Here is a 26754-nt window from a genome sequence, read left to right as displayed (position 1 = left end):
ACCATCCGTCGGGCAATTCCCGAAGCGGTGGTCCACCACAACTCCGGCCGGGCCGGGCGGAATTCGACATCCGCCCGGCCCGGTTTTGTTTGACCCGTCTTCAAAGTGTCCGCAAATTCGCCGTCTCCGATGTGCACAAGAGCCTTCGCAGCCCCTAGGCTCAGGCCACATGACTGCTGCTATATCCGCTGACGGCATCCGCCAGCGGTACGGGGATGTGCAGGCCGTCGACGGGGTGTCCTTCACCGTCGAGGCCGGCGAGTTCTACGGGATCCTGGGCCCCAACGGCGCCGGGAAGACCACCACGATGGAGATCCTGGAGGGCGTCCGCAAACCGGACGAAGGCCGGATCGAACTGCTCGGCATGGCGCCCTGGCCGCGCAATCCGAAACTGCTGCCGCGAATCGGCGTGCAGTTCCAGGCCTCCGCTTTCTTCCGGAAACTGACGGCCCGGGAGACCATCCGCACCTTCGCGTCGTTCTACGGGGTCGGCCCCAAGCGGGCCGATGCGATGCTGGAGCGGGTCGGCCTCTCCGACAAGGCCGAGACGCTGACCGACCGGATGTCCGGCGGCCAGGCCCAGCGCCTGTCGATCGCCTGCGCACTGGCCCACGACCCGGAGCTCGTCTTCCTGGACGAGCCGACCACCGGCCTGGACCCGCAGTCCCGGCGCAACCTCTGGGACCTGCTGCGGGACATCAACGCCGAGGGCCGCACGGTCGTGCTGACCACCCACTACCTCGACGAGGCCGAGGTGCTCTGCGACCGGGTCTCGATCATGGACCACGGCAAGATCCTGCACACCGGCGCCCCGGCGGCACTGATCCGCGAGATCGACGACACCGTCCGGATCAGCATCGCCTCCGGCCAGCTCCCGCTCGACCGGGCCCGCGAGCTGCTGACCGCCGCCGGCGCGGACATCGCCACCCTGGAGGACGACACCGTCTCGCTCTCCGTCTCCACCCGCCTTCCGGCCCCGGTGCTCAGCGTCCTGGCCGAGCAGAACGCGCTGCGCGGCCTGGAAGTGCGCGGCGCCACCCTGGAGGACGTCTTCCTCCAGCTCACCGGACGGGAGTTCCGCGCATGACCGCCACCACCCCCACCGAGCCGCGGGCCGCCACGCCGGGCGGCCCGGACGCCGGCGAGCGGGAGCGGGTCAGCGCGTTCTGGAGCCTGTCCCGCGCCATGCTGCTCGGGATGAAGCGCGACCGCACCGCGACCTTCTTCATCCTGCTCTTCCCGCTGGTCTTCCTGGTCTTCTTCGGCACCGTCTCCAAGGGCTCCGGCAGCCCCCACGCCAAGGTGGCGCAGGTCGGCGCGGTGAAGCTGTTCGACTCGATCCAGGGCGACGAGCGGGCCGGGCTGGAGAAGGTCCTCACCATCACGAGGACCGACGACGAGGCCGCCACGCTGGAGAAGGTCCGCAAGGGCGACTACGACGCGCTGATCAAGCAGGGCCCGGACGGCAGGGTCGAGCTGCGCTACACCGCCGCCGACCAGGTCCGCGCCGGCGCGCTCCAGGGCATCCTCGACTCGGTGGTCCAGAACGCCAACCAGGCGGCCACCGGCCAGAAGCCGGCCTTCGTGCTGGACTCCCAGCAGGTCGAGGACAAGTCGCTCAAGCCGATCCAGTTCCTCACCCCCGGTCTGCTCGGCTGGGCCGTCGCCACCGGCGCGGTGTTCGGTGCCGCACTGACCCTGGTCAACTGGCGCAAGTCCAAGGTGCTGCGCCGGCTGCGGCTGGCCCCGATCAACGCCGGCACCGTGGTCAGCTCCCGGATCCTGGTCTCGCTGCTGACGGCCTTCCTCCAGACCGCCGTCTTCCTGGTCGTCGCGACGAGCTTCTTCGGGCTCAAGCTCAGCGGCGACTGGTGGCTGGTCATCCCGCTGGTCGCCTGCGCGACGCTCGCCTTCATGTCGATCGGCCTGCTGGCCGGCTCGGTCGCCAAGACCGAGGAGGCGGCCAACGGCATCTCGCAGATCATCGTCCTGCCGATGTCCTTCCTGTCCGGCTCGTTCTTCCCGCTGGACGGCGCCCCGGGCTGGCTGAAGGGCATCTCCCAGGTCATGCCGCTGCACTACCTGGTCGAGTCCGCCCAGTCGGTGCTCACCCGCGGCGGCGGCGTCATGGACGCCCTGCCGACCATGGGCGGCCTGCTGCTCTTCGCGGCCGTGCTGACCGGCATCTCCTGGAAGCTCTTCCGCTGGGAGGACTGACCGTCCGCGGCCGGCGTCCCCGACCGACGCCGGCCGGACCGTCCCCACGGGGTCGTACGCCTTTGGTCCCGGTGTACGACCCCGTCGGCGTCTGCGACCATGGTCGGGTGAGAGAGATCCGGCGAGGCACGTTGAGCGAGGAGACCTTCTACGACCAGGTCGGCGGTGAGCCGACCTTCCGGCGGCTGGCCCGCCGGTTCTACGAAGGCATCGCCGAGGACGAGTTGCTGCGGCCGATGTACCCCGAGGAGGACCTCGGACCGGCCGAGGAGCGGATGGCGCTCTTCCTCATGCAGTACTGGGGCGGCCCCCGCACCTACAGCGACCACCGCGGCCACCCGCGGCTGCGGATGCGGCACGCGCCGTTCAAGGTCGACAAGGCCGCGCACGACGCCTGGCTCACCCACATGCGGGCGGCCGTGGCGAGCCTGGAGCTGCCGGCCGAGCACGAACGGCAGTTGCTGGAGTACCTGACCTACGCCGCCGCCTCGATGATCAACACCCCCGGCTGAGCCGCCCTCCGGGCCGAAGGTCCTGTCGGAGGGGCTGTCGGAGGGCCTGTCGGAGGGCCTACCGGACCGGGCTGAGCCCGAGCCCCGCGCCCGGCGCGGCCGCGGTGCGCACCGCCACCGAGCCCGCCGGGGCGCTCAGCCGCAGCCAGCCGCCCGCGCGGTGCACGGTCAGCGGGGCCTCAGGGCTCAGGAAACCGATCCGGTACGCGGCGTGCACCGCGCGCAGCGGCAGCTCCGGCAGCACGGAGACGGGGCGCGACCACACCTCGTCCGCCAGCCGGTCCAGCACCGCGCGGGTGCGGTGGTGCGCCGGGACGGCCTCGCTGCGCTCGCGGAACTCCCCCACCGCCGCCATCAGTTCGCGGTACACCTCGGCCGCCGGCGGGGCGCCGACCGGCCGCCAGCCGGTCCGCGGCGGCAGCAGCCCGGCCCAGGCCGGACCGGTCACCGGCGCGGGCAGCGCGACGGCGCCCGACTCGGCGTCCACGCCGTCCAGCAACTGACCCGCGGAGACGGTCAGGTCCACCGCCTCGTCCAGCCCGCTCAGCCGGGCCGTGCGGATCGCCAGCACGCCGGAGTCGCCCAGCGGCAGCCGCCCGAAGACCGCCAGCACGCCGTCCCCGCCGCCCGGGCCCACCGCCTGGAGCCGGACGGCCGCCGCCCTGTCGAAGCGCAGCAGGCGCAGCAGGAAGGCGGAGAGGTCGGCGGCCTCCCCGGTGTCGGTCAGGACGAGGCGGGCGGTGGTGGTCAACGCGGCTCAGCTCGAATCGTCGGGTGCGGTCAGACGGCGGCGGGGACGGGCTCGTCGTCCAGGAAGCGGCTCAGGAACTCCCGCTCCACCGGCGAGATCCGGCGCGGCCGGCCCTCGGCCAGGTCGTAGGGGACGACCACGGTGGTCGCCCGGACGTACACGATGTCCCGGCTCTCCTCGTCGACGTCCTTGATCTCGTACGAGACGGTCAGCGAGGCGCCGCCGATCCTCGTCACCCAGGTCTCGATGGTGACCGGCTCGGGCCGGTGCACCAGCGGGCGCTTGTAGTCGATCTCGTGGCGGGCCACCACCGAGCCGCCCGCGAACTCCCCGGCGCCGGCCGCGGCGGCCTGGGTGAACATGAAGTCGATCCGGGCCTCCTCCAGGTAGCGCAGGAAGACCACGTTGTTGACGTGCCCGAAGGCGTCCATGTCGGACCAGCGCAGCGGGCAGGCGTAGATGTGGCGAGCCACGGGAGTTCTCCTCGGTGTCCGGTCACCCGCCGCCGTCCGCCGGCGGCGGACGGTGGCGACGGGCCGCGGCCCGGCAGGCCGCCCCGGAGGGCAGTCTGCCGGGCCGTCGTGACGGCTGGGTGTCAGCCTCGGGTCAGCTTCTTGTAGGTGGCCCGGTGCGGGCGGGCGGCGTCGGCGCCGAGCCGCTCGACCTTGTTCTTCTCGTAGGACTCGAAGTTGCCCTCGAACCAGAACCACTTGCTGTCGCCCTCGTAGGCGAGGATGTGGGTGGCCACCCGGTCCAGGAACCAGCGGTCGTGGGAGATGACCACGGCGCAGCCCGGGAACTCCAGCAGGGCGTTCTCCAGCGAGGAGAGCGTCTCGACGTCGAGGTCGTTGGTGGGCTCGTCGAGGAGCAGCAGGTTGCCGCCCTGCTTGAGGGTGAGCGCGAGGTTCAGGCGGTTGCGCTCACCGCCGGAGAGCACGCCGGCCGGCTTCTGCTGGTCCGGGCCCTTGAAGCCGAACGCGGAGACGTAGGCGCGGGACGGCATCTCGACCTGGCCGACGTTGATCCAGTCCAGACCGTCGGAGACGACCTCCCAGAGGGTCTTCTTCGGGTCGATGTTGGAGCGGGTCTGGTCGACGTAGCTGATCTTGACGGTCTCGCCGACCTTGACCGTGCCGCTGTCCGGGGTCTCCAGGTCCTGGAGCATCTTGAACAGGGTGGTCTTGCCGGCGCCGTTCGGGCCGATGATGCCGACGATGCCGTTGCGCGGCAGGGTGAAGCTCAGGTCGTCGATCAGGACCTTCTCGCCGAAGGCCTTGTTGAGGTTCTCGACCTCGATGACGACGTTGCCCAGGCGCGGGCCCGGCGGGATCTGGATCTCCTCGAAGTCCAGCTTCCGCATCTTGTCGGCCTCGGCCGCCATCTCCTCGTAACGGGCGAGGCGGGCCTTGGACTTGGCCTGGCGGCCCTTGGCGTTGGAGCGGACCCACTCCAGCTCTTCCTTGAGCCGCTTGGCGCGCTTGGCGTCCTTCTGTCCCTCGACCTTGAGACGGGACTGCTTGGTCTCCAGGTAGGTGGAGTAGTTGCCCTCGTACGGGTAGGCGCGGCCGCGGTCGAGCTCCAGGATCCACTCGGCGACGTTGTCCAGGAAGTACCGGTCGTGGGTGACGGCCACGACGGTGCCCTTGTACTTCTCCAGGTGCTGCTCCAGCCAGTTCACCGACTCGGCGTCCAGGTGGTTGGTGGGCTCGTCGAGCAGCAGCAGGTCGGGGGCCTCCAGCAGCAGCTTGCAGAGCGCCACGCGGCGCTTCTCGCCACCGGAGAGCTTGGTGACCGCCCAGTCGCCGGGCGGGCAGCCCAGGGCGTCCATGGCCTGCTCCAGCTGGGCGTCCAGGTCCCAGGCCTCGGCGTGGTCCAGCTCCTCCTGGAGCTTGCCCATCTCCTCCAGCAGGGCGTCCGAGTAGTCGGTCGCCATCAGCTCGGCGATCTCGTTGAAGCGGTCGAGCTTCCCCTTGATCTCCTTGACGCCGTCCTGGACGTTCTCCAGGACCGTCTTGGTCTCGTCGAGCGGCGGCTCCTGGAGCAGCATGCCGACGGTGAAGCCGGGCGAGAGGAAGGCGTCGCCGTTGGAGGGCTGCTCCAGGCCGGCCATCATCTTGAGCACGGTGGACTTACCGGCACCGTTGGGGCCCACGACGCCGATCTTCGCTCCGGGGAGGAAGCTGAGCGTCACGTCGTCAAGGATGACCTTGTCTCCGTGAGCCTTGCGCACCTTGCGCATCGTGTAGATGTATTCCGCCACGTGAGATCGCTCCGGCGTCGTCGGGAGTAATTCGGCTTGCAGCCTTCCATTGTGCCGCACCCGGCCCGGAGGCCCGAATCGCCCGGGTGACCCCACGGGGGTATCCGCGGCCGCCCGCCGTCCGGCGCGGGCGCGCCCGCGCCGGACCTCCCGCCGATCCCCTCGCCGGACCGCCTCCGGCCGGCGCCTCCCGGCCCCGCGAACGCCGACGGCCCGGCTCCCCACAGCGGGTGCGGGGAGCCGGGCCGGGGGCCGCCCGCCGGGCCTCGGAGGTCGGTGCCTCCGGGCCCGGCCGGGCGGTTCGGACGGTTCCGGACGGTTCCGGACGGTTCCGGGCGTTCAGGCGGTCCGGACGGTTCCGGACGTTCAGGTAGTCCGGGGTTCAGGTGGTCCGGATCGTTCAGGCGGTCCGGACGGTTCCGGACGTTCAGGTAGTCCGGGGTTCAGGTGGTCCGGATCGTTCAGGCGGTCCGGACGGTTCAGGCGGTCCGGGTCGCGCCGCCACCGTGGCGGCCACGACGGCGCAGGACGAAGACCGCGGCGCCACCGGCCACGACCAGGCCACCGGCGACGGCGGCGAGGATCGGGGTCGAGTCATTGGCACCGGTCTGGGCCAGGCCACCGGTGCCCGGCGCGGCGCTGGTGGTCGACGGGGCCGGCTGCGCGGCGGCGCCGGTGCTCGGAGTGCCCGACGGGGTGGCGCTCGGGGTGCCGGTCTCGGCCGGGGCGGACGGCGCCGGGGTCGGCGTCACGCCGACCTTGCAGTCCAGGAACCCGGTGAACTGCTTGGAGTAGCCGTTCGGGCCGGTCACGGTGAAGTCGTAGCTGCTCTTCTCCTCGACCTTGACCAGCACGCTCTCGGTCTTGCCCGGCTGGACGGCGACCTGCTGCTTGCCGACGGTGACGGTGGCGGCCTCGTCACCGGTGTTGGTGACGGACACCCGCACGCCGCCGGCGGCGCACTCCTCCTTGGCGGTGCTGTCGATCAGCGCGCCCTTGCCCTGCTTCCAGGTGGCCTTGGCGCCGGCGGCGACGTTCACCTTGGTGGAGCCGGCCAGGATCATGGTCTGGCTGTGGCGGCCCTTGGCGTCCACCTTGCTCATGAAGACCCGGCCGCTGAGCACGTTGGCCTCGGCGGCGGCGCTGATGGCGGCCTTGCCGTCCGGGGTGCCGGCCGGCACGTCCAGGAACAGCGGGGTGTCCTTGGCGATCGGGCCGGCCAGGCCGCCGTTGACCGGCTTGCCGTCCTTGTCCAGCAGCTTGACCTTGTCCGCGGCGTCGCCGGTGACGGTCAGCTTGACCTCGTTGGCGCTGGAGTTCAGCAGGAACGGGCCGAGCTTGCCGCCCGACTTCCCGGAGGCCGAGTCCGGGGAGAGGGTCAGCGAGGGCTTCGGCTCGGCCGCGACGCCCTTGTTGGCGTCGCCGACCAGGTAGTCGCGCAGCCGCTTGGCCTTGTCGTTCTGCGGGATGGCGGTCTTGTTGTCCGAGAACTTCCAGATCGCGGCCTGGGTGCCGGCGGCGGCGTCCGCCTCGGTCAGGCCGTCGACATGGCTGTTCGTGATCAGGGACGCCAGGCTCGCCTGCGGGTACGAGTTGTCCAGGATCCAGCGGATCTTGGCCGCGTTGGCGTTGCTGTTGAGGGAACTCGCCGACCAGTCCGCCTCGTGGTACTTGGCGCCGCTGTCCAGGTAGACCGGGTTGTCGAAGTCGATGCAGTAGGTCCGGAGCTTCTCGCCGGCGCTGGTCTGGAGGGTGAACAGACCGCCGTTGACGGTCCGGCCCCCGACGTCGATCTTCTCGCCGAGCATCTCGTTCTGGACTTCCGCCGTCACGCCCGAGGTCGGGTTGCCGGCCGCGGCCGCCGCACCGGCCGCGAACAGGCCTCCGCCCAGCGCCACGCTGGTCGTGAGCATGACAGTGGTTATCCGGGACAGACTCCGCCCCTGCCTCTGGAACATCTGGGATCCCTCCGGGCCGGGCCGCACCGAGTGGTGGCCCGCCGACTTGCCGTTCCGCGCGTGCCCCCTGTGGCACCGCTGCGGGTATGAACCAGACGAATCCTATTGAGCCCCCGAGGCCCCGAAACCCCCATGCGAAATCAGGACGATTCCGTATCTGGATCGTTACCAACCCCCTCAAGTCCCACACAAACTGACGGTCGGCCAGATTAACGGCGGCCGTTTTCGGTTATCCCGCCGGATTGCGCACGCGGGCACAACGACCTTCTCGATCAACATATTTGTCGACAGGTAAGGTCACCGACCGGTCAGGCCGGCGCACCCTCGGCATCACCTCCGCGCCCCTTTCCCGCCATCTCGCCCGACTCCCCCGCGACTGCCGCGGCTGCTGCGGAGGCCGGCGCGGGGACCGTCACGGAAGCCGCCACGGGAGCCGCCCCGGCGGCCGGCGCCGAGGCCCTGCGCGCCTCCAGCGCACTGACGATCCACGCCGGCACCACCTCACCCCCGGACTCCGCCCCGGGCTCCGGCGCGGCCGACCCGGCGCCGCCCGGCGACTGCCCGCGCACCCCCACCGCCCAGCGGAACGCCGTGGTACCACGGGTGAGGTCGTGTCCGACCGACCGGGCGTCGATCTCGGCCCGGCTGCGCTTCACTCCCCCGTCGGACCACTCGCGCACCCGCAGCCGACCGCTCACCAGCACCGGCTCCCCCTTGGACAGCGAGGCGATCAGATTGACCGCCAGCGCCCGCCAGGCCGTCACCGTCAGCCACTGCGTCTCGCCGTCCACCCAGCACTCGCGCTGCCGGTCGTACCGCCGCTCGGTGCAGCCGAGCAGGAACTTGGCCATCGGCACCCCGCCACTCGTCTCGCCGTAGCTCACCTCCGACCCGACATTGCCGATCACCGTCACTTGCGCCTCGCTCACGGCACACCCTCCGCTCTCGCCGATGCACCGTACGGAATCGATCGGTGCGCCTTGAGCGTGCACTCGGAAAGAAATCCCGGCCACCGACTTCCGAAATCCTGTGGATAACTCGGGGCTGTGGAACTGTTGTCACCCGCAGGGGTGAATTTCAGCCTTCCGCCACTGCTCCGCCCCCTGTTCTTCGCGACCATGACAACAAACCCGCTGCTCGCCGCCCCGTCGGCACATCCCGGAACCGACCCCGGAACACGCTCCGGAACCCGCTCGGGAAGGCGCTCCGCCGGCCGTCCGCGCACGTCATCCGACCGGCGCAACCGCGAATTTGGCCCCCACCCGCGCCGCGGGCGGCACTTTCTCCGTGCCGAATCCATAACGGGTGGGGCGGCAGCCCCGTAACGACTGCACAACGTCCGGCGCGGAACACTGCCAGACCGCTGCACTCACGGCCTTCACCTGCGATTATCGGACCGCTCCACCGAACCGACACACCAACGGCGGTGTCGTCGCACCCGGCCCGGGAACTGGACACCCTTATCCTGTCCCCGACAGGGCGAGGGCCACCACCCCCACCCTCGGGCCCGGGGCCGGACAGTGCGCGCCCCGGCGCTCGCCAGCCCGATCCCGGCCCACGGTCGCGCCCGCCAGGGCGCTGCCAGTCCCGCCCCCATAGCTCAGCGGATAGAGCACCCGCCTTCTAAGCGGTAGGTCGCAGGTTCGAATCCTGCTGGGGGCACCACCCGCAATTCCGCAGGCCGTGGCGCCGGCGGACACTTTCCGTGCCCGACGGGGTCCGCACGGTAATCCCGGCCGCGCGACCGGTCCGCGCACTCACCGCACAGAACTCGTGACAATGCGTGCCGCGAGACCGACCGCGACGACTGATCGGGACATCCGGTATTCCCGGCGAATCACCGCGCGAACTCCCCCTGGTAAACCCCGCCCGGCCTGCCGAACCGGTCCGGCCTACTCCGCCAGCCCGGCCAGATAGGCGTCCAGCAACTCGACCTGCCGCTCCGCCGGAAACTCCTCCGGGGCGAACAGCGCCTGCACCACCAGCCCCAGGACGAAGGCCTGCGCCCCCGCCGCGAGGGCGGCCGGATCGGCCCGCGCCGGGAGCTCCCCCAGGCGCTGGGCCTGCGCGACGTGCGCCGTGAGCGCCGTGCGCGAGCGCGCGTAGCGGGCGGCGTGCGCCGCCGCCAGCTCCGGATCGGCCAGCGCGTGGTCCCAGGAGCCGACCCAGATCCGGTTGTCGGCCGCGGACTCGCCGTCCAGCGGCAGGACGTCCAGCAGCGAGGCCCGCACCCGGGCCAGTCCGACCGGCTCCGGGCTGCCGTCAGCGGGGGCGGTGCGCCGGGGGCGGGCCAGCGAGCGCCGGTCCAGCTCCTCCAGCGCATGGCTGAGCAGTGCCCGCTTGTTCGGGAAGTAGTGCGTCAACATCCCGGTGGAGGCGCCGAGTTCGGCGGCCACCGCACGCAGGGTCAGCCCCTCGAAGCCCCGGCTGGACAGCACCCGCCACACCCCCTCGGACACGTCCGAGCGGCGGGCGTCATGGTCTCCACGGGCCGGTGTCATGGGGGTTATCGTACATACCAAACGTTTGTTATGGACGAACCAGCCCGCTTCGGCACCCCTGAAAGGCCGCCCGTTGTTTGCCGTACCGCTCACCGAGAACGCCGAACTGCGCCCGCTGGAGCCCTGGCAGGCCCCCGAGTTCCTGGCCCACCTCGACCGCGCCCGCGACCACACCGACCCGTGGATCCCCTGGGCCACCTTCTCGGTCGACCTGGACTCCGCCCGCGCCACCCTCCAGCGCTACGCCGACGGCCTGGCCGCCGACCAGAAGCGGATCTACGGCATCTGGCTGGACGGCACGCTGGTCGGCGGCGTGATGTTCGTGAGCTTCGACGCCCCGTCCGGCGTCTGCGAGATCGGCGCCTGGACCGAGCCGGCCGGCGAGGGCCACGGGCTGATCACCGCCGCCGTCCGGCAGCTGCTCGACTACGCCTTCGTCACCCGCGGCCTGCACCGCGCCGAGTGGTGGTGCGCCTCCGTCAACGCCCGCAGCCGGGCCGTCGCCGAGCGGCTCGGCATGACCCGCGACGGCGTGCTGCGCGAGTGGTACCCGTACCACGGGGTCCGCCACGACAAGGAGATCTGGGCCGTCCTGGCCCCGGAGTGGACGGCCGCCTCCCGGGACTGACTCCGGGAGCCGCCCCCAGGCCGGTCCCGCACCCCACACGCGGCGGGGGCCGGTGGGAACCCCCGTTCCCCACCGGCCCCCGCGCACTCGCCCCGGCTGTCGCCCGTCAGACCGCCGACGCCGTCCCGGCCGACCGCAGGCGCAGCACGCACAGCAGCGCCAGCGCCAGCGCCCCGCCCGCCGACAGGAACACCACGTCCACCGCGTCGGTGAAGCTGCGCACCGCGTGCTCGTGCGCCGCGCCGGTCAGCGTCCGGACCGCGCCGAGCGGCCGCCAAGTCGGCGTGCGCCCGAGTCGTCGGCCGCAAGGGAACCGCCTCGCTGCTCCCTGCCGGTGCCGACCCGGCGAACCTGACCGAGACCGGCGGGTCCGCCATCGACACCGCCGTCCTGTGGTCGGCCGTCGCCGTCGCGCTGGCCGCCGGCGCCGGTCTCGCGTGGAAGGCCGTCCGTGGCATCGCCCGGCTCATCGCCCGGGCGGACGAGATCGCCGACGACTGGACAGGAACGCCCGCCCGCCCCGGTGTCGCCGCCCGGCCCGGAGTCATGGCGCAGCTCGCCCAGCTCGGTGATCGCCTCGACAACATCGACACCAGACTCGGCACCGTCGAACACGAACTCCACCCCAACTCCGGAGCCTCGTTGCGCGACGCTGTCGACCGCGTCGACCGCCGCACCGCCCACCTCGACACCACGTAGCAAGCGCCCCCGCTCGGCTTCGGCCGGGCGGGGGCGCTTCGTCATGCTCAGGTGCCGTACGTCGGACAGATGTGCGTGCGGACGGCGGCGAGGATCTGAGCCGACTTCTCGGGCCCGAACCCCTGCGGGTGCTTCGGCGAGGTGAACCGCTTGTTCGTCAGGTCGACCAACCCCGAGTTGTCCTTGGGAGAGTCAGCCACCGACCGGCACTGATCACGACCGCGCGAGATCGCCCGGTCCGGCTTGTCACCGACGATCTCAGGGTCGATTGCCTTCAGCGCAGCAATGTAGGCCGCGGCAGTGGCGGCGTCCGGGGACGGCGGGATGCTGACTGTGATGGCGGCCGCCGCTGTCCCGGCCGGGGCCGTGGCCTCGGGCGCGGCCGCCGAGGTCTGCGGGGCGGCGGCCGCGCTGCTCGCGGCGGGCGCCGCCGTCTTGGTGTTGCTGGTGGATGTGGTGGAGCTGGAGCACGCGGCGAGGCCGAGGGCGGCCAGGCCGACGGCGAGGGCCGACACGGTGGTACGGGTGCGCATGGTCCCCCCTGGGACTGGTGTGGTGTGGGGGTGACGGTACCGGGCTACTGATCGGTCGCGTACGACTGTGGCTGACCTGTGACGTGCGACTACCTCGTCGCGCCCTCGGGCCACAGGACCTGAACGGGGACGCCGCAGCGTCGCGCGTAGGCCACGACGTCCGCGGTTCCACCGTGCCCACGTGCCGGCCGACCGTCCCAGACCGCGATGAGGACATCTGACAGGCCGACGACTATCTCGCTACCGGCCATGTGTGCTGAGGCGGTCGATGCGTCGAGGCCGGTGCGATGCACGTCCGACGCTCGGCCGATCAGCCGGTCGTAGACCGGGTGGTGATCAGCGGGCAGTCCGTCCCGGTAGCCGTCGGCAGGCACCACGACATCGAGCTGTCCGCCCCGGGCGAGGACGAGGTCCGCGAACCAGGAGTCGGGGCCGTCCGCGAGCATGGATACGGCGGTGAGATCGTGGCCTGGGTGGGCATCCACGACGGCAGACAGGAGGTGGCGGACCTGCTGCTCGACCTCGCCGTGTAGTCCCCGGTGTCCGGTGATCCCGAGTCGCATGCCGTCCTCCTACAGGTACACGTTTTGTAGCCGGTCGTCGAACGCCCGCACCACCCGAGGTGCGTTCGTGGTGGTGAGGGTACGCCGGAGTGCGCGGGCGCGATCTACGATCCGGCCGGACCGGTAGGTGAGCCCGACGTCGAGTGCCCGGTCGATGAGGGCGAACGCACCGTCGACACGGCCGGCGGCGAGGTGCCCGGAGGCGAGGTCGAGCATCAGCAGCGCGCGCTGCTTCGCGTGGCCGGTGGCCAGCGCCTCAGTGTCGGCGGACAGTACCCAGTCCGACAGGCCGAGTCTGGCCCCACACGCCACCCTGGCCGCCGCCACCTTGGACTCGTCGAACGCGAAAACCCACGGCCACGGCGGAGTGGTCTGTCGGTCAAGGCGCAGCGCCAGGGTCCGGCTACGGGTGAGCGCCTGATCGGCACGGTCACGGTCGCCGGCCGCTGCGTGCCCGAGCGCCTCCACCGAGGTCAGCCAGGCGTCGGCGATGGCTGGCCCATTGTGTGCGAGTGTCTTTCGGGCGCTGCCTGCGAGGCTGAGTGCGTGGGTGCCGTTCCCCGAGTGCGCCTCGAACTGGGCGAGACTACCCAGTTGGTAGGCGGCGAGTAGGCCGTCGCCAGCCGAGCGCGCAGCGTTGATCGCCTGGCCGTACCAGGATCGGGCGGATCCGTGGTCGCCCATGTCCCAGGCCAACCAAGCGGCGAACGATGCCGCCTCGGATCCGGCGGCGGCCAGCCGTGCCCGGTCTCCGGTGGGAACTTGCCCGCTGAATGAGCTGGATGTGGCCACGCACGGCGTCGGCGAGGTCGCGAGATGGCATCGAACTGTCCAGGCGGCGGTATGCCGCAGTACCCAACCTCAATGCGGCAGATTGCCCGGTGTCGGGCGATGCGGGAAGTGCGGCGAGGGCCGACGTCATTGCTGCTGCCGCTGCTACGCCGAGGAATTCACGTCGTTCCACTGCTGGTCCTGATGGTGCGCTCGCTAGCCCTACGAGGCTGGCGGAGATGTGCAAGTGGGCTGCGGCGCGTCCGAGTACCTCCATGTCGTACCCGCCGGTAGGGCCGCGCGACTCCAACCGGGATACGCCGGACTGGGACAATCCGATTTCCTCGCCGAGCTGACGTTGAGTCAGCCGATGCGCTCGACGGGCCAACTCGACCACCCGGCCGTAGTCACCATCCCGTGAGGCCACCTCGGCGTCGCGCCGCCAGTCCATCAGACATCTCCCAGTTGTTGCACCTGTATGCGCCTGCCGCATACCCGTATGCGGATGTCGGCTAAGCGTTCCGCGCCGACTGGTGACCGGTAGTTGACTGTGCGTCATGTCGCTTCGCGGGAAGCGGCCCGGGTATCCCGGGCCGGGGCCTCCCGCAGCGACGGCGGCGCCTCACTCGGAAGAGGCGCCGCACCCCGCCTCCACCCCTCCGAGAGACCTGGAGCACCGTGACCGGATACAGCCACGCCGTCGCCCTGCCCAGCCTTGCCCCCGGCGCCGGACGCCGCCCGCCCCGCCCGGTTCCCCAGCGGGACCAGGACGCCACCCAGGCCCGGATCCTCTGGGACGACCACCGTTCCACCGGCGGCATGTGCCTCCGCTGCGAAACCCGGTGGCCGTGCGAGATCGCCACCGCTGCCCGAGCCGGGGGCGCCTCGTGACGAGTCACGACTTCGTCCCGCTCAAGGACCGGCGCCGCGGGTTGTGGCTCAGCACGTACTGCATCGACGCCGAGGGCCGGCGCCACAGTGCTACCCCGGTAGTCGAGGTCATCCCCGAGCCCGGGACGCCCGCGGTCGAGCTGTCGCTGGACTTCTGGCCCGACTGCAACTGTCCGCGGCACCGCGACGGCTGACCGGCCAATCACAGCTCCTTCCGGGCCTACAGGCGACATGAGACCCGGAAGGCCCGCACCACCAGTACGACCATCAGCACCACCAATACCCCCGGAGGTAGCGCGATGTTCAACTACACGGATCGGATCCCGACCGGGAGCCCGCTCCCGCAGGGGCACATGACCCCGACCCCATTCGTCGTCGGGCAGCTGGCCCCGTACCCGCCGTTCGAGGGCGGCATCGTCGGCCGGATTGAGCTGGACCCGGCGAGTCAGACCGCCAAGTACTTCGACGAGGCCGGCGTTCCGATGCTGAACCCCGGACACGGCACGTCGTCCGGCACGAACCCGCCGACCGGCACCACCGGGCAGGGCGACAGGCAGGGCGGGGACGCGGCGGATAGCGACACTGGGAACGACACCGACCAGTGACGTCCGCTGATGCTGGACCGGTCGCGGTCGTTACCAATCTGCAAGACCCGACCGCCGACCTGGTGATCGCCGAGCTGCACGACCGGGACGTCCCGGTCGTGCGGTTCGACGCTGGTGACTTCCCCGCCACTCTGTCGCTCACTGCCCGTATTGGCGGCGGTTCGCAGGAGTGGGAGGGAAGCATGCGAACGCCGTCCCGGCTCGCTGGACTCGGCTCTATCCGGTCGCTGTACTACCGACGGCCATCCGCGTTCGCCTTCCCCCACCTTGACCCGCAGGACGCCCGGGTTGCCACCGCACAGGCCCGCTACGGCCTCGGCGGCGTCCTCGTCTCCCTCCCCGGATGCCTGTACGTCAACCACCCGAACAAGATCGCCGATGCCGAGTACAAGCCCGCGGGCCTGGCCACCGCCGCAGCCTGTGGATTCCAGGTCCCGCCGACCCTGATCACCAACGAACCCGACGAGGCCCGCCAGTTCGCCCGGGTCAAGGGGCGGGTGATCCACAAGCCGATCAGCCTGCCGACCTATCTGATCGAGGGCGTCGCCCAGACCGTACCCGTCACCGAGGTCACGGTCGACGACATCACCGACTCGGTGGCCGGCACCATGCACCTCTTCCAGCAACGCGTCGACAAGATCGCCGACGTCCGGGTCACCGTCATCGGCCGGCAGGTCTTCGCCGTCCGGATCGACTGCGACCTCCTCGACTGGCGCGTCGACTACTCCACCCACACCTACACCGCGGTACCCGTCCCGGATCGGGTCGAACGTGCACTGTTCGCCTACCTCGCGCACTTCGGGCTCGTCTTCGGGGCCTTCGACTTCGCGCTCACCGGCCCGCCGAGCGCCGAGGACAGCTGGGTGTGGATCGAGTGCAACCCCTCCGGCCAGTGGGCTTGGATGGAGCCCCCGACCGGGCTGCCGATGACCGCCGCTCTGGCGGACCTTCTCCAGCGAGGAGCAGCATGACCGACACCGCACAGCTTCGACGGCAGCTCGCCGACGACATCACCGGGCACGGGCTCACCGAACCTGCCTGGCGGAAGGCGATCGAGGAGGTCCCGCGCGACGTGTTCCTCTCGGACGCCGTGTTCCGGCAGGGCCAGGATCAGCAGGGCGTGACGGTGTACGAGCCGCTGCGCCGGTACCAGGTGTCCGAGGCCGAGTGGCTGGCGATGGCGTACAGCAACGAGACGTGGGTGACCCAGGTCGACGGGATCGACGCTGGCAACGCGACCGGTCCGGTCTACGGACTGCCGACATCGTCGTCTACGCTCCCGTCGCTCGTCGTGCGGATGCTGGAGGCCGCAGGCATCGGGGACGGTGACCGGGTCCGCGAGATCGGCACCGGCACCGGCTATTCCACCGCGGTCCTGTGCCACCGCCTTGGCGACGATCTGGTCACTTCGATCGAGGTCGATCCGGCCGTCGGTGCCCGTGCGACGAGGACGCTGCACAGCCTCGGCTACGCCCCGACACTGCTTGTCGGCGACGGCCTGGAGGACCGGCAGGTCGGCCAGGAGTTCGATCGGATCGTCGCCACCTGTTCCGTGCGCAGCATCCCGTACCCGTGGCTCTGGCAGCTTCGCCCCGGGGGCACCATCACGACCTGCCTCGGCGGGTGGATGCAGGCGTCCGGCCTGGTCCACCTCGTCCTCCAGTCTGACGGCAGTGCAGTCGGCCGGTTCACCGGCGAGGAGACGTCGTTCATGCTCGCCCGGCCGCACCAGCCTCCACCGCGTTCGGCGTTCACCATGCACTTGGGCGTCACCAGGTCGACCAGTCTCGACCCGAGGTGCCTGTGGTCCTGGACCGGCCGTTTCCTCGCGCAGCTCGCTGCACCGTCCGCCGAGCTTCTGGGCGCTGGCGAACAGGTCATCCTGCTGGACACGGCGACCGGTTCACAGGCATGGACCGAGGCATCCGGGGGTGGCTGGCTGGTTCACCAGCGCGGACCGCTGCCGCTCTGGGACGCGGTGGAACGCACCTTCGATCGCTGGGAGAAGGCTGGCACCCCGGCGCAGGATCAGTTCGGTCTCACGGTGAGCGGTGAGGACCAGCAAGTCTGGATCGGAGACCCGAGTGGCCCGAGCTGGCTCCTTCCCGGCTGACCGCCGGTAGTCTGGACTGCCCGCGACGGAGGAGTAGCCGGTGGACGAGGACGAGCCGTTGGAGCAGTGGGCGGCGCGACGTAGTGCGCGGCGTCGGCCGACCGGCGAACTCAAAGCCGTGACCATCGGACACGAGGCCGCTCCAGCCCACCTGCACCGGAACGCACCTCGGCTCGTCTCCCGCTGGGACGGCTACCAGTGGGTACCAGAGACGGTGGCCTCGAACTACGCGGCCGCGCAGCGCCTCCTCCACGGCATCGAGGGCGACGGGGTTCTCCCGATGCCGTCCACCCAACCCCCGAAGAAGCCGGCGGGGAAGCACCGCAAGCCCTAACCGGCAGAGTGCGGTTGGTCAGGTCCTATGGGTCCCGCAGCAACCGCCACAGGGGCCGCAGTCGAGGGATCGCCCCCTCCTCCGTACAGTGAGGCAGGGGGCGATCCCGCATCTGGTGACTGTGGGCGACATTCGGCCAATTCATGATCGCGGATAGACCAACCGCCTAGGCTCCAATCGGTGTTACGCGACCAGGCAAAATGCCAGGTGAGTACAGCGCTCAGGCGCCAATACCTTCTAAGCGGTAGGTCGCAGGTTCGAATCCTGCTGGGGGCACCACCCGCAATTCCGCAGGCCGTGGCACCGGCGGACAGACTGCGGGAGCCGCCCCCAGGCCGGTCCCGCACCCCACACGCGGCGGGGGCCGGTGGGAACCCCCGTTCCCCACCGGCCCCCGCGCACTCGCCCCCGGCCGTCGCCCGTCAGACCGCCGACGCCGTCCCGGCCGACCGCAGGCGCAGCACGCACAGCAGCGCCAGCGCCAGCGCCCCGCCCGCCGACAGGAACACCACGTCCACCGCGTCGGTGAAGCTGCGCACCGCGTGCTCGTGCGCCGCGCCGGTCAGCATCCGGACCGCGCCGAGCGGCCGCCCCGGCTCGCCCGCCTCGAACACCCGGGACAGCACGGTGCCGAACAGCGCCGCGCCGAGCGCGCTGCCGAGGCTCTGGAAGAAGCGGATCCCGGTGGTCGCCACACCCAGCCGGTGGCGGGGCACGGCCTCCTGCACCACGATGACCAGCCGGCCGATCAGCTGCCCCAGGCCGCAGCCCAGCAGCGCGAGTTCGGCCGGCACCGCCCACAGCCCGGTGTCCGGACCGCGGAGGCCGAGCAGGGCGAGGGCGAGCGTCGCGCAGCCCGCGCCGAGCGCCAGGAAGGTCGAGTCCGGGTGGCCGCGCCCGGTCAGCCGGCCGACCAGCACACCGGCCGCGGTCATCCCGGCCGCCATCGGGATCAGGTGGAGGCTGGCCGAGGTCGGGGCGACGTCCCGGGCGACCTGGAGGTAGAGCATCACGTAGACGATCGAGCCGGTCATGCCCACCCCGACCAGGCCCTGGACGGCGAAGCCCAGTCGCACCGCGCGGATCCGGAACAGCGACAGCGGCAGCACCGGCTCGGCGGCGGTCGCCTGCCGCCACAGGAAGAGGCCGAACGCGCCCACGGTGGCGGCGGCGAGCCCCAGGATCACCGGAGACGTCCAGGCGTACTCCTTGCCGCCCCACTCGGTGACCAGCAGCAGCCCGACCGAGAAGGCCGCCGCGAGGGCCGAGCCGGCGAAGTCCAGGCCCCGGCGGCCGGCCGTCGGCGGCAGCTTGACCACCAGGGCGACACCGACCAGGACCAGCAGGCCGAGCGGCAGGTTGACGTAGAAGATCCAACGCCAGCCGAGGTGGTCGGTGAACAGCGCGCCGATCAGCGGCCCGATCGCCATGCCGAGGCCGGCGATGATCCCGCCCGCCGCGCCGCCCTTGCCGCCGCCGCGCTCCTCCGGGCCCCTGAACTGGGCGATGACCACCATGGTGACGCTCATCAGCCCGCCGCCGCCGATGCCCTGCACCGCCCGGAAGGCGATCAGCTGGTCCATCGACCGCGCCGCGCCGCAGAGCGCCGAGCCGAGCAGGAAGGTGCCGACGGCCCCGAGCAGCACCCGCTTGGCGCCGTACACGTCGCAGAGCCTGCCGTACAGCGGCAGCAGCGCGGTGGCGGCGAGGGCGAACGCGCTGACCAGCCAGGGCAGCCGGTCGACGCCGTGGACGGGGTCGAGGTCCCGGACGATCGGGACGGTGGCCGCCGACACGATGTTCGTGTCGAGCACCGCCAGCGCGATGGTGACCAGGCAGAGCAGCGTGCCCAGCCGGTACTGGGCCGGGGTCATCAGGGCGGTCCCGTCCGGATCGGGTGCGGGCGAGTCGGGCGCCGCCTGCGCGGCCCCCCGGGTGACGGATGCCATCGGAATTCCCCCCGGAGTCAATGGAGTCGGGCCCGGATCGGTGCGGTCGAGCGGGCTCGCCTCAACCATGACAGCCTTCTTGGACTCGGTCAATTCTTCATCCAGGCCAACCATTCGACCTGGTCAACGTTTGATCCTGGTACAGTGCCCCCATGGCGACCCGCACCGGCATGGACTTCGGCCGTGACATCGACGTCGACGCGCTCCCGCTGCGCGAGCGCAAGAAGGCCCAGACCGGCATCCGGATCTGGCGCACCGCCATCGCCCTGTTCGCCGAGCGCGGCTTCGACCAGGTCTCGGTGGCCGAGATCGCGGCCGCCGCCGAGGTGTCCAAGATGACCGTCTTCAACTACTTCCCCACCAAGGAAGACCTGGTCATGGGCCCGATGGAGCAGCACCTCGACGAGCCGGCCGAGGTGGTGCGCGAGCGCACCCCGGGCACCTCGGCAGTGGCGGCGCTGCGCGGGCGGTACCTGTCCGCGCTCGAACGGTTCGACCCGGCCACCGGTCTGAGCGACCAGCAGGTCGTCCTGGACGTGGTCCGGCTGATCCACCACACCCCGGCCCTGCTGCTGCGCGCCACCGCCGGCTTCGACCACCGGGCGCAGTCCCTGCTGTCGGCCGAACTCCTCGCCCAGGACCCGGCCCGCGACGAGCTCACCGCACGGATCGCCGCCGCCCAGCTGCTGGCCGCCCAACTGGCCCTGACCAGCGAGAACCAGCGCCGGATGCTGGCCGGAGAGTGCGCCGCGGACGCCCTGCCCGGGGCCCTCGACCGGGCCCGGCGTGCCTTCGGCCTGGTCGAGAACGGCCTCGGCGACTACTGCGCGAACCCCGCCTGAGAGAGTGGGCGCACCACGACCGACCGGAGGTGCGCATGGACCAGCCGCTGCTCACGCGGGACCGCTCCGCCCTGCCCGCGCAGGCCGAGGGCCTCGCCGCGTACGTCGGCGAGGACGGCGTCGCGGTCCTTGAGTTCGACCGCCCGCACCGCCGCAACGCGGTGACCCTGGCGATCTGGCAGGCACTGCCCAAGGTGCTGGAGCAGCTGGCCGGCCACGAGGGCGTCCGCGTCCTGCTGCTCACCGGCGCCGGCAACACCTTCAGCGCGGGCGCGGACATCGCCGAACTCTCCGAGGTGTACGGCGATCCGGAGCGCGCGGAGGCCTACCACGCGACCAACGTCGCCGCCGAGGAGGCGCTGGCCGCCTTCCCGCACCCGACCCTCGCCGTGGTGCACGGCGCCTGCGTGGGCGGCGGCTGCCAGCTCGCCGTCGCCTGCGACCTGCGCTTCGTCGCCGAGGACGCCCGGCTGGGGATCACCCCGGCCAAGCTCGGCGTGGTCTACTCGGCGGTGCCGACCGTACGGCTGGCCCGGCTGATCGGCCCGGCCCGGGCCAAGTACCTGCTGTTCTCCGGGGAGTTGGTGACCGGCCGGGACGCGCTGCCGCTGGGCCTGGCCGAACGCGTCCTGCCGGACGCCGAACTGGACGCCGCCGCCCTGGAGTTCGCCCGGCTGCTGACCCGGCGCTCGACCCACACCATCGGCGCGGCCAAGGCCGTGCTGGACGCCCCGCCGGAGCGGGCGGCCGAGGTCCTGGCGCCCTGGCTGCTCCGCTCCCGGGAAGGCTCGGACGTCCGCGAGGGCCTGGCCGCCTTCCTGGAGGGCCGCCCGGCCCGCTTCTGAGCCCGATCCGCTGAGGCCCGCGGCCCACCGGGCCGGTCGGGCCCGCCCGGCCTCAGCGGATCGGCATGCCCGAGATCGCCCGGGCGATCACCAGCCGCTGGATCTCGCTGGTCCCCTCGAAGACCGAGTAGATCGCGCTGTCCCGGTGCATCCGCTCCACCGGGTACTCCCGGGTGAACCCGTTGCCACCGAGGATCTGCATCGCCTGCGCGGTCACGTACTTGGCGGTCTCGCCCGCGTAGAGCTTGGACATCGAGCCCTCGGCCGCGGTGAACGGCTGGTTGTTGACCGCCATCCACGAGGCCCGCCACACCAGCAGCCGGGCCGCGTCGATCCGGGTCTTCATGTCGGCGAGCTGGAAGGCCACACCCTGGTTGTCGATGATCGGCCGGCCGAACTGCTCACGGGTCTTGGCGTAGTCCAGCGCCACCTCGTACGCGGCCCGGGCGATGCCGATCGCCTGCGCGCCGACGGCCGGGCGGGAGGCCTCGAAGGTCGCCATCGCCGCGTTGCCCTTGCCGCCGGGCCGCTTGACGCCCTCGCGGGCCCGGGCGAGGCGCTCGTCCAGCTTCTCCTTGCCGCCGAGCAGGCAGCTGCCGGGCACCCGGACGCCGTCCAGCACCACCTCGGCGGTGTGCGAGGCGCGGATGCCGTGCTTCTTGAACTTCTGGCCCTGGCTCAGCCCCGGGGTGCCCGGCGGGACGACGAAGGAGGCCTGGCCCTTGGCTCCCAGCTCCGGGTCGACGGTGGCGACCACCACGTGGACGGCGGCGATCCCGCCGTTGGTGGCCCAGGTCTTGGTGCCGTTCAGCACCCACTCGTCCTTGGCCTCGTCGTAGACCGCCCGGGTGCGCAGCGCCGAGACGTCGGAGCCGGCGTCCGGCTCGGAGGAGCAGAAGGCGGCCACCTTGACGTCCTCGGGGGTGCCGAACATCTGCGGGGTCCAGGTGCCGATCTGCTCGTCGGTGCCGTTGGCCAGCACCGCCACGGCGGCCAGGGTGGTGCCGACGATGGACAGCCCGATGCCCGCGTCGCCCCAGAACAGTTCCTCCATGGCGATCGGGATGCCGACGCCGGAGGGGTCGAAGAACTGCTGGGCGTAGAAGTCCAGCGAGTAGATGCCCAGCTTGGCGGCCTCCTGGATGATCGGCCAGGGGGTCTCCTCGCGCTCGTCCCACTCGGCCGCGACCGGTCGCATCACGTCGGCGGCGAAGCCGTGCAGCCAGTCGCGTACGGCGAGCTGGTCCGCGCCCGGGTCCAGCGAGAACGTGCTGCTCATGGTGCTGCCTCCGAAGACGTGTGCGGCCGACCAGGGTGTTACCGGGGGTAACATCGTCGGAGTCTGCTACTGATTGGTAACCGGTGTCAACGCCCAGGCAGACCGGACCGACCCCGACCCCGAGGAGCAGCGCATGTCCCGAGAGCCCCGCCGCGAGCAGCTGCTCAACGCCGCCGACCGGGTCATCCAGCGCGAGGGGCCGGGCGCCAGCATGAACGCCATCGCCGCCGAGGCCGGCATCACCAAGCCGATCCTCTACCGCCACTTCGGCGACCGGAACGGCCTGATCCGCGCCCTGACCGAGCGGCACACCAGCGGCCTGCTGGCCGCCGTCCGGGCCGCCCTCGCCGAGCCGCTGGAGCGCCGCGACCGGGTCGAGCACGTGCTGGACACCTACCTCGCCGGGATCGAGGCCCGCCCGCAGGTCTACCGGCTGCTCACCCACCCCGAGCCGGGCGACCCGAGCGGCGCCGGCAACGCCCTCGCCCCCGCGCTCAAGCAGATCGCCGAGGAGATCACCCGGGCCGTGCAGAGCCAGGTCGACCTCGGCGCCGACCGCGACCTGCTCGCCGAAGCCTGGGGCCGGGGCATCACCGGCATGGTGCTGGCCGCCGGGGACTGGTGGCTGGAGACCAAGCCCTGCTCGCGCACCCGGATGGTGCAGGCGCTGGCCGACCTGCTCTGGGGGCGACTGGCCGCCGCCGCGGACCTGCCGACCGCCGTCCTGCCCCCGGCCCCCGAGCCCTCCGCGAGCTGACCCCTCCGCGAGCTGACCCCTCCGCGCGCCGGGACCGCGCCGACCGAGACCTGGGCCGACCGAGACCTGGGCCGACCGAAGACCTGGGCCGGCCGGTCCCTGCGCCGACCGGTCCCTCCGCGCGCCGGGCCCCCGCCGGTCGGGACCCGCGCGCGGGCCGATCCCTTCCGCCCGCCCAACTCTTGTGCCGCGTACGGCGGTCCGGGCATCATCGGGCCCCCACCCCCCGCCGTGCGAGGTCCCCGATGCGCCTGCGCCGCACCACCGCCGCCCTGCTGCTCGCCGCCACCGCCGCCCTCGCCCCCGCCGCCACGCCGGCCTCGGCCCACGGCGGGCCGCCGGACCGCTTCCCCACCGGCACCGCCACCGCCGCCGACGGCCGCACCGCCCTGACCGACGCCCAGGGCCGCCACCTCCGGCTGCGCGGCTTCAACCTCGACAAGTACGCCGAGGCCACGCCGGCCGACCTCGACTCCCTCGCCGCCCAGGGCTTCACCCTGGTCCGGCTGCCGGTCTCCTGGTCCAGGCTGGAACCCCGGCGCGGCCGGCTCGACCCCACCGAACTGCACCGCCTCCAACGGCTCCTCGACCGGGCCGACCACCTGGGCCTGCTGGTCCTGGTCGACTTCCACCAGGACGTCTACGGGCAGAAGTTCCTCGGCGGCACGGGCGGCATCCCCGCCTGGGCCACCCGGGACGACGGCCTGCCCTTCACCCCGGACCCGGACGACTGGTTCGCCGGCTACTTCCAGCCCGCCGTCCAGGCCGCCTTCCGCCACCTCTACGACGACCCCGACCTGCGCTCCTGGCAGGCCGACTTCTACACCCGCCTCGCCCGCGAACTACGCGGCCACCGATCGCTGTTGGGCTACGACCTGTTCAACGAGCCGTTCGGCCCGGTGGACGGCGACCCGCGCGATCCGGCCGTGCTGGCCGCCGCCTCCGCCGCCCTGGAGCAGGACCGGCTCCCCGGCATGTACCGCCGTCTGATCGCCGCCGTCCGCCAAGCCGACTCCCGCGCCTGGCTGTTCGTGGAACCGACGGTGCTGGTCGGCCAGGGCGTGCCAACCCGGCTGCCCGGCTTCGCCGACCCGCGCTCCGGCGCACCCCGGCTCGGCTACGCACCGCACTTCTACGACACCGCCGTCGAGAACGGCGCCGACTGGGACCCGGCCGACGGCTTCGTGGAGCAGTACACCGCCGCGATCACCGGATACCCGGCCGCCCACCGGCTGCCCGTCCTGGTCGGCGAGTGGGGCCCGCCGAACTCCCGCACCCCGGGCAACTCCGAGCTGGTCCGCCGCCAGGTCGCCGCGATGGACGGCTTCGCCGAGGGCTGGACGATGTGGTACTGGTGCCGGGGCGACGGCGGCTACTGCGCGCTCGGCCCGTCCGGGCGCCCCGCCCCCGGCGACGAACCCGCCTTCGGCCCCTACCCGGTGGCCGTCGCCGGCACCGACGTCCGCGCCGACGCCCGGACCGTCCGCTGGCGCGCCGACGGCACCGGCCGCGACAGCGAACTCCTGCTGCCCCCGGCCGCGTTCCCGCACGGAGCCCGGGTCAGCGTCTCCCCCGCCGGCGCCCGGGTCGAGGTCGGCCAGCCGACGGGCGGGCGCGCGGGCGCCGTCCGCGTCCGGCTGCCGCACGCCCGCCCGGGCACGACCGTGACGGTCACGCTGCGGTGATCAGGCCAGCCCCCGGCGGGCCAGCAGCGGCCCGGTCTCCGGCGCCCGGCCGACCACCGCGCGGAAGGACTCCAGCGGGTCCCGGCTGAACCCGCGGGCCAGCAGCTCGCGCCGGAACAGCTCGCCGCTCTCCCGCACCGGCCGCCCGTTGCCCTCGAACCACTGCACGGTGTCGGCGTCCAGCACCTCCGACCAGATGTACGCGTAGTACGCCGCGCTGTAGCCGCTGGAGAAGACGTGCTGGAAGTACCCCGTCCGGTAGCGCGGCGGGATCGCGTCCACCGCGATCCCGGCCGCGGCGAGCGCCCGCGCCTCGAACTCCTCGGCGTCCGGGATCTCCTCGCCCCGCGGCACGGTGTGCCAGGCCCAGTCCAGCAGGGTGGCCGCCAGGTACTCCACCGTCCGGAAACCCTGCCCGAAGCCCTCGGCCGCCGTCATCCGCTCGACCAGCTCGGCCGGCAGCGGCTCCCCGGTCTCGTGGTGGCGGGCGTAGTTGGCCAGCACCTCGGGCCGGGTCATCCACATCTCGTTGACCTGCGAGGGGAACTCCACGAAGTCCCGGGGCACCGAGGTGCCCGAGAACAGCGGGTAGCGCACGTCCGAGAACAGCCCGTGCAGCGCGTGCCCGAACTCGTGGAAGAGCGTGCGCACCTCGTCCCAGTCCAGCAGCGCCGGCTCGCCGGGCGCCGGGCGCGGCACGTTGAGGTTGTTCAGCACCACCGGCCGCTTCCCCGTCAGCCGGGACTGCTCCACCAGCGCGTCCATCCAGGCCCCGCCGCGCTTGGACGCCCGGGCGTGGAAGTCGCCGATGAACAGGCCCAGCGGGCTGCCGTCCTCTTCGAACACCTCGAAGACCCGCGCGTCCGGGTGGTGCGCCGTCAGGTCCGGCCGCTCGGTGAAGCTCAGCCCGTACGCCAGGTTCGCGGCGAAGAACACGCCGTCCCGCAGCACCCGCTCCAGCTCGAAGTACGGGCGCAGCGCCGCCGCGTCCACCTGGTAGGAGCGCCGGCGGACCTGCTCCGAGTAGTACGCCCAGTCGTGCGCGGCGATCTCCTCGATCCCGTCCGCCGCCGCCACCCGGGCCAGCTCCTCGGCCTCCCGCCGGGCCATCGCCACGGCCGGGCCGACCAGCCGGGACAGCAGCCCGGAGACCGCCTCGACGGTGCCGGCCGTCTCGTCCGCCACCACGTACGCGGCGTGGCTCGGGTACCCCAGCAGCGCGGCCCGCTCGGCGCGCAGCCCGGCCATCCGGATGGCCAGCGGGCCGTTCGCCTCGATGCCCCGGCCGAGCGAGGCGGCCATCAGCCGCTCGCGCACCGAGCGGTCGGTGAGCTGGTCCAGCTCGGCCTGACCGGAGGTGTTCCGCACGCTCAGCACGTACTTCCCCGGGTGGCCGAGCACCCGGGCGTTCTCGGCCGCCCCGGCGATCGCGTCCTCGGGCAGGCCGGCCAGCTCCTCGGCGGAGTCCAGGACCAGCGCGGCGGCCCGGGTCCCGGCGTTCACGTTCTGCTGGAACGTGGTGCCGAGCCGGGCGAGTTCGGCGTTCAGCTCGCGCAGCCGGGCCTGCTCGGCCTCGCCCAGGCGGGCGCCGGAGCGCACGAAGGCGGTGTAGCGGCGTTCCAGCAGGCGCAGCGACTCCGGGTCCAGGCCGAGCTCGGCGCGCTCCTCGTGGAGCGCCTCGATCCGGGCGAACAGCGCGAGGTCGAGGTGGATCGCGTCGTGGTGGGCGGCGAGCAGCGGGCTCACCTTCGCCTCCACCTCGTCCAGGGCGTCGGTGGTGTCGGAGGAGGACTGGTTGCGGAACACCGCGTCCACCCGGGCGAGCAGCTCGCCGGAGCGCTCCAGGGCCACCAGGGTGTTCTCGAAGGTCGGCCGGTCCGGGTCGGCGGTGATCGCCGCGATCTCGGCCAGCTGCTCGGCCATGCCCCGCTCGTACGCGGGCAGGTAGTGCTCCTCGCGGATCTCGGCGAACGGCGGGAGCTCGTAGGGCAGCCGGCTGGGCTGGAAGAACGGGTTCTCGGTCATTTCGCGAACCCTACGCCGTGTCACCCGTACTGCCCA

Annotated in this window: 28 protein-coding genes and 1 tRNA gene; 15 read left to right on the top strand and 14 right to left on the bottom strand. The window is 72.1% G+C overall.

Going from position 1 to position 26754, the window contains the following annotated elements; all coding sequences use genetic code 11:
* Nucleotides 1–169: 169 nt before the first annotated feature.
* The 3 genes from ACZ55U_RS28075 (at nucleotide 170) to ACZ55U_RS28065 (ending at nucleotide 2729) form a co-directional block, all read left to right on the top strand.
* Nucleotides 170–1087 carry an ABC transporter ATP-binding protein gene (locus ACZ55U_RS28075; RefSeq protein ID WP_465530275.1) on the top strand — a complete coding sequence of 306 codons (918 nt, stop codon included), beginning with the start codon at nucleotides 170–172 and terminating at the stop codon, nucleotides 1085–1087.
* A complete protein-coding gene (locus tag ACZ55U_RS28070) occupies nucleotides 1084–2217 on the top strand; it encodes an ABC transporter permease (RefSeq protein WP_465530273.1) in 1134 nt (377 codons plus the stop codon). The genes ACZ55U_RS28075 and ACZ55U_RS28070 overlap by 4 nt, the downstream gene beginning before the upstream one ends.
* A gap of 107 nt (nucleotides 2218–2324) precedes the next feature.
* Nucleotides 2325–2729: a globin gene (locus tag ACZ55U_RS28065; RefSeq protein WP_465530271.1), complete on the top strand. Its 405-nt coding sequence runs from the start codon at nucleotides 2325–2327 to the stop codon at nucleotides 2727–2729.
* A 58-nt stretch (nucleotides 2730–2787) separates the two neighbouring features.
* On the opposite strand, the gene ACZ55U_RS28060 is transcribed toward ACZ55U_RS28065, so the two are convergent.
* From ACZ55U_RS28060 to ACZ55U_RS28040, 5 genes are all read right to left on the bottom strand, one after another.
* Nucleotides 2788–3480 (bottom strand): DUF8185 domain-containing protein, encoded by a 693-nt coding sequence (locus tag ACZ55U_RS28060; protein WP_465530269.1) that lies wholly within the window; start codon nucleotides 3478–3480, stop codon nucleotides 2788–2790.
* A 29-nt stretch (nucleotides 3481–3509) separates the two neighbouring features.
* A complete protein-coding gene (locus tag ACZ55U_RS28055; protein ID WP_465530267.1) occupies nucleotides 3510–3953 on the bottom strand; it encodes an acyl-CoA thioesterase in 444 nt (147 codons plus the stop codon).
* A gap of 122 nt (nucleotides 3954–4075) precedes the next feature.
* Nucleotides 4076–5740 (bottom strand): energy-dependent translational throttle protein EttA, encoded by a 1665-nt coding sequence (gene ettA / locus ACZ55U_RS28050; RefSeq protein ID WP_465530265.1) that lies wholly within the window; start codon nucleotides 5738–5740, stop codon nucleotides 4076–4078.
* A 479-nt stretch (nucleotides 5741–6219) separates the two neighbouring features.
* A complete protein-coding gene (locus ACZ55U_RS28045; RefSeq protein ID WP_465530263.1) occupies nucleotides 6220–7653 on the bottom strand; it encodes a Cys-Gln thioester bond-forming surface protein in 1434 nt (477 codons plus the stop codon).
* Nucleotides 7654–8006: 353 nt separating this feature from the next.
* Nucleotides 8007–8627 carry a single-stranded DNA-binding protein gene (locus tag ACZ55U_RS28040; protein ID WP_465530262.1) on the bottom strand — a complete coding sequence of 207 codons (621 nt, stop codon included), beginning with the start codon at nucleotides 8625–8627 and terminating at the stop codon, nucleotides 8007–8009.
* A 660-nt stretch (nucleotides 8628–9287) separates the two neighbouring features.
* Here ACZ55U_RS28040 and ACZ55U_RS28035 point away from each other — a divergent pair.
* Nucleotides 9288–9363 (top strand) — tRNA-Arg (locus ACZ55U_RS28035).
* Nucleotides 9364–9590: 227 nt separating this feature from the next.
* Here ACZ55U_RS28035 and ACZ55U_RS28030 read toward each other — a convergent pair.
* On the bottom strand, nucleotides 9591–10199 hold the full coding sequence (locus tag ACZ55U_RS28030) for a TetR/AcrR family transcriptional regulator (RefSeq protein ID WP_465530260.1): 609 nt from the start codon (nucleotides 10197–10199) through the stop codon (nucleotides 9591–9593).
* A 73-nt stretch (nucleotides 10200–10272) separates the two neighbouring features.
* Between ACZ55U_RS28030 and ACZ55U_RS28025 the strand changes: the two genes are divergently transcribed.
* Nucleotides 10273–10827: a GNAT family N-acetyltransferase gene (locus ACZ55U_RS28025; RefSeq protein ID WP_465530258.1), complete on the top strand. Its 555-nt coding sequence runs from the start codon at nucleotides 10273–10275 to the stop codon at nucleotides 10825–10827.
* A 246-nt stretch (nucleotides 10828–11073) separates the two neighbouring features.
* Here ACZ55U_RS28025 and ACZ55U_RS28020 read toward each other — a convergent pair whose 3' ends face one another.
* The 5 genes from ACZ55U_RS28020 to ACZ55U_RS28000 form a co-directional block, all read right to left on the bottom strand.
* Nucleotides 11074–11571, bottom strand: coding sequence for a hypothetical protein (locus ACZ55U_RS28020; protein ID WP_465530256.1), 498 nt, complete (start codon nucleotides 11569–11571; stop codon nucleotides 11074–11076).
* Nucleotides 11572–11573: 2 nt separating this feature from the next.
* The gene (locus tag ACZ55U_RS28015; RefSeq protein ID WP_465530254.1) at nucleotides 11574–12059 is read right to left on the bottom strand and encodes a hypothetical protein; all 486 of its coding nucleotides are present in this window, start codon (nucleotides 12057–12059) and stop codon (nucleotides 11574–11576) included.
* 89 nt (nucleotides 12060–12148) lie between these two features.
* Nucleotides 12149–12622: a hypothetical protein gene (locus ACZ55U_RS28010; RefSeq protein WP_465530252.1), complete on the bottom strand. Its 474-nt coding sequence runs from the start codon at nucleotides 12620–12622 to the stop codon at nucleotides 12149–12151.
* Between the two features lie 9 nt (nucleotides 12623–12631).
* Complete coding sequence (locus tag ACZ55U_RS28005) at nucleotides 12632–13306, bottom strand: DNA-binding protein (protein ID WP_465530250.1); 675 nt, start codon at nucleotides 13304–13306, stop codon at nucleotides 12632–12634.
* Nucleotides 13209–13844 (bottom strand): helix-turn-helix domain-containing protein, encoded by a 636-nt coding sequence (locus ACZ55U_RS28000; RefSeq protein ID WP_465530248.1) that lies wholly within the window; start codon nucleotides 13842–13844, stop codon nucleotides 13209–13211. The genes ACZ55U_RS28005 and ACZ55U_RS28000 overlap by 98 nt, the downstream gene beginning before the upstream one ends.
* Nucleotides 13845–14071: 227 nt before the next feature.
* Between ACZ55U_RS28000 and ACZ55U_RS27995 the strand changes: the two genes are divergently transcribed.
* From ACZ55U_RS27995 to ACZ55U_RS27970, 6 genes are all read left to right on the top strand, one after another.
* A complete protein-coding gene (locus ACZ55U_RS27995; protein ID WP_465530246.1) occupies nucleotides 14072–14284 on the top strand; it encodes a hypothetical protein in 213 nt (70 codons plus the stop codon).
* Nucleotides 14281–14478, top strand: coding sequence for a hypothetical protein (locus ACZ55U_RS27990; protein ID WP_465530244.1), 198 nt, complete (start codon nucleotides 14281–14283; stop codon nucleotides 14476–14478). Before ACZ55U_RS27995 ends, ACZ55U_RS27990 begins: the two co-directional genes overlap by 4 nt.
* Before the next feature lie 159 nt (nucleotides 14479–14637).
* The gene (tgmA, locus tag ACZ55U_RS27985) at nucleotides 14638–14889 is read left to right on the top strand and encodes a putative ATP-grasp-modified RiPP (RefSeq protein WP_465530242.1); all 252 of its coding nucleotides are present in this window, start codon (nucleotides 14638–14640) and stop codon (nucleotides 14887–14889) included.
* Entirely contained in the window at nucleotides 14886–15860 is a 975-nt protein-coding gene (gene tgmB / locus ACZ55U_RS27980; RefSeq protein WP_465530240.1) for an ATP-grasp ribosomal peptide maturase, read from the top strand. Before tgmA ends, tgmB begins: the two co-directional genes overlap by 4 nt.
* The gene (tgmC, locus tag ACZ55U_RS27975; RefSeq protein ID WP_465530238.1) at nucleotides 15857–17002 is read left to right on the top strand and encodes an ATP-grasp peptide maturase system methyltransferase; all 1146 of its coding nucleotides are present in this window, start codon (nucleotides 15857–15859) and stop codon (nucleotides 17000–17002) included. The genes tgmB and tgmC overlap by 4 nt, the downstream gene beginning before the upstream one ends.
* A gap of 40 nt (nucleotides 17003–17042) precedes the next feature.
* Nucleotides 17043–17336, top strand: a complete 294-nt coding sequence (locus tag ACZ55U_RS27970) for a DUF6087 family protein (RefSeq protein WP_465530236.1) — start codon at nucleotides 17043–17045, stop codon at nucleotides 17334–17336.
* A 422-nt stretch (nucleotides 17337–17758) separates the two neighbouring features.
* Here ACZ55U_RS27970 and ACZ55U_RS27965 read toward each other — a convergent pair whose 3' ends face one another.
* Complete coding sequence (locus tag ACZ55U_RS27965; RefSeq protein ID WP_465530234.1) at nucleotides 17759–19285, bottom strand: MFS transporter; 1527 nt, start codon at nucleotides 19283–19285, stop codon at nucleotides 17759–17761.
* A 152-nt stretch (nucleotides 19286–19437) separates the two neighbouring features.
* Here ACZ55U_RS27965 and ACZ55U_RS27960 point away from each other — a divergent pair, with 152 nt between their 5' ends.
* Complete coding sequence (locus ACZ55U_RS27960; protein ID WP_465530232.1) at nucleotides 19438–20127, top strand: TetR family transcriptional regulator; 690 nt, start codon at nucleotides 19438–19440, stop codon at nucleotides 20125–20127.
* A 35-nt stretch (nucleotides 20128–20162) separates the two neighbouring features.
* Nucleotides 20163–20972 (top strand): enoyl-CoA hydratase/isomerase family protein, encoded by an 810-nt coding sequence (locus tag ACZ55U_RS27955; protein ID WP_465530230.1) that lies wholly within the window; start codon nucleotides 20163–20165, stop codon nucleotides 20970–20972.
* Nucleotides 20973–21024: 52 nt separating this feature from the next.
* Here the strand turns inward: ACZ55U_RS27955 and ACZ55U_RS27950 are convergent, their stop codons facing one another.
* Nucleotides 21025–22251 carry an acyl-CoA dehydrogenase family protein gene (locus ACZ55U_RS27950; RefSeq protein WP_465530228.1) on the bottom strand — a complete coding sequence of 409 codons (1227 nt, stop codon included), beginning with the start codon at nucleotides 22249–22251 and terminating at the stop codon, nucleotides 21025–21027.
* Between the two features lie 133 nt (nucleotides 22252–22384).
* Between ACZ55U_RS27950 and ACZ55U_RS27945 the strand changes: the two genes are divergently transcribed.
* Together ACZ55U_RS27945 and ACZ55U_RS27940 are read left to right on the top strand one after the other, a co-directional pair.
* The gene (locus tag ACZ55U_RS27945; RefSeq protein ID WP_465530226.1) at nucleotides 22385–23008 is read left to right on the top strand and encodes a TetR/AcrR family transcriptional regulator; all 624 of its coding nucleotides are present in this window, start codon (nucleotides 22385–22387) and stop codon (nucleotides 23006–23008) included.
* 245 nt (nucleotides 23009–23253) lie between these two features.
* A complete protein-coding gene (locus ACZ55U_RS27940) occupies nucleotides 23254–24693 on the top strand; it encodes a cellulase family glycosylhydrolase (protein WP_465530224.1) in 1440 nt (479 codons plus the stop codon).
* Here the strand turns inward: ACZ55U_RS27940 and ACZ55U_RS27935 are convergent, their stop codons facing one another.
* Entirely contained in the window at nucleotides 24694–26718 is a 2025-nt protein-coding gene (locus ACZ55U_RS27935) for a M3 family metallopeptidase (RefSeq protein WP_465530222.1), read from the bottom strand. It lies immediately after the preceding gene.
* Between the last annotated feature and the right edge of the window lie 36 nt (nucleotides 26719–26754).

Source organism: Kitasatospora sp. NPDC034533, from assembly GCF_055575155.1.
The sequence above is the reverse complement of the archived record's forward strand: the minus strand, read 5'-3'. Positions and strand labels throughout refer to the sequence as shown.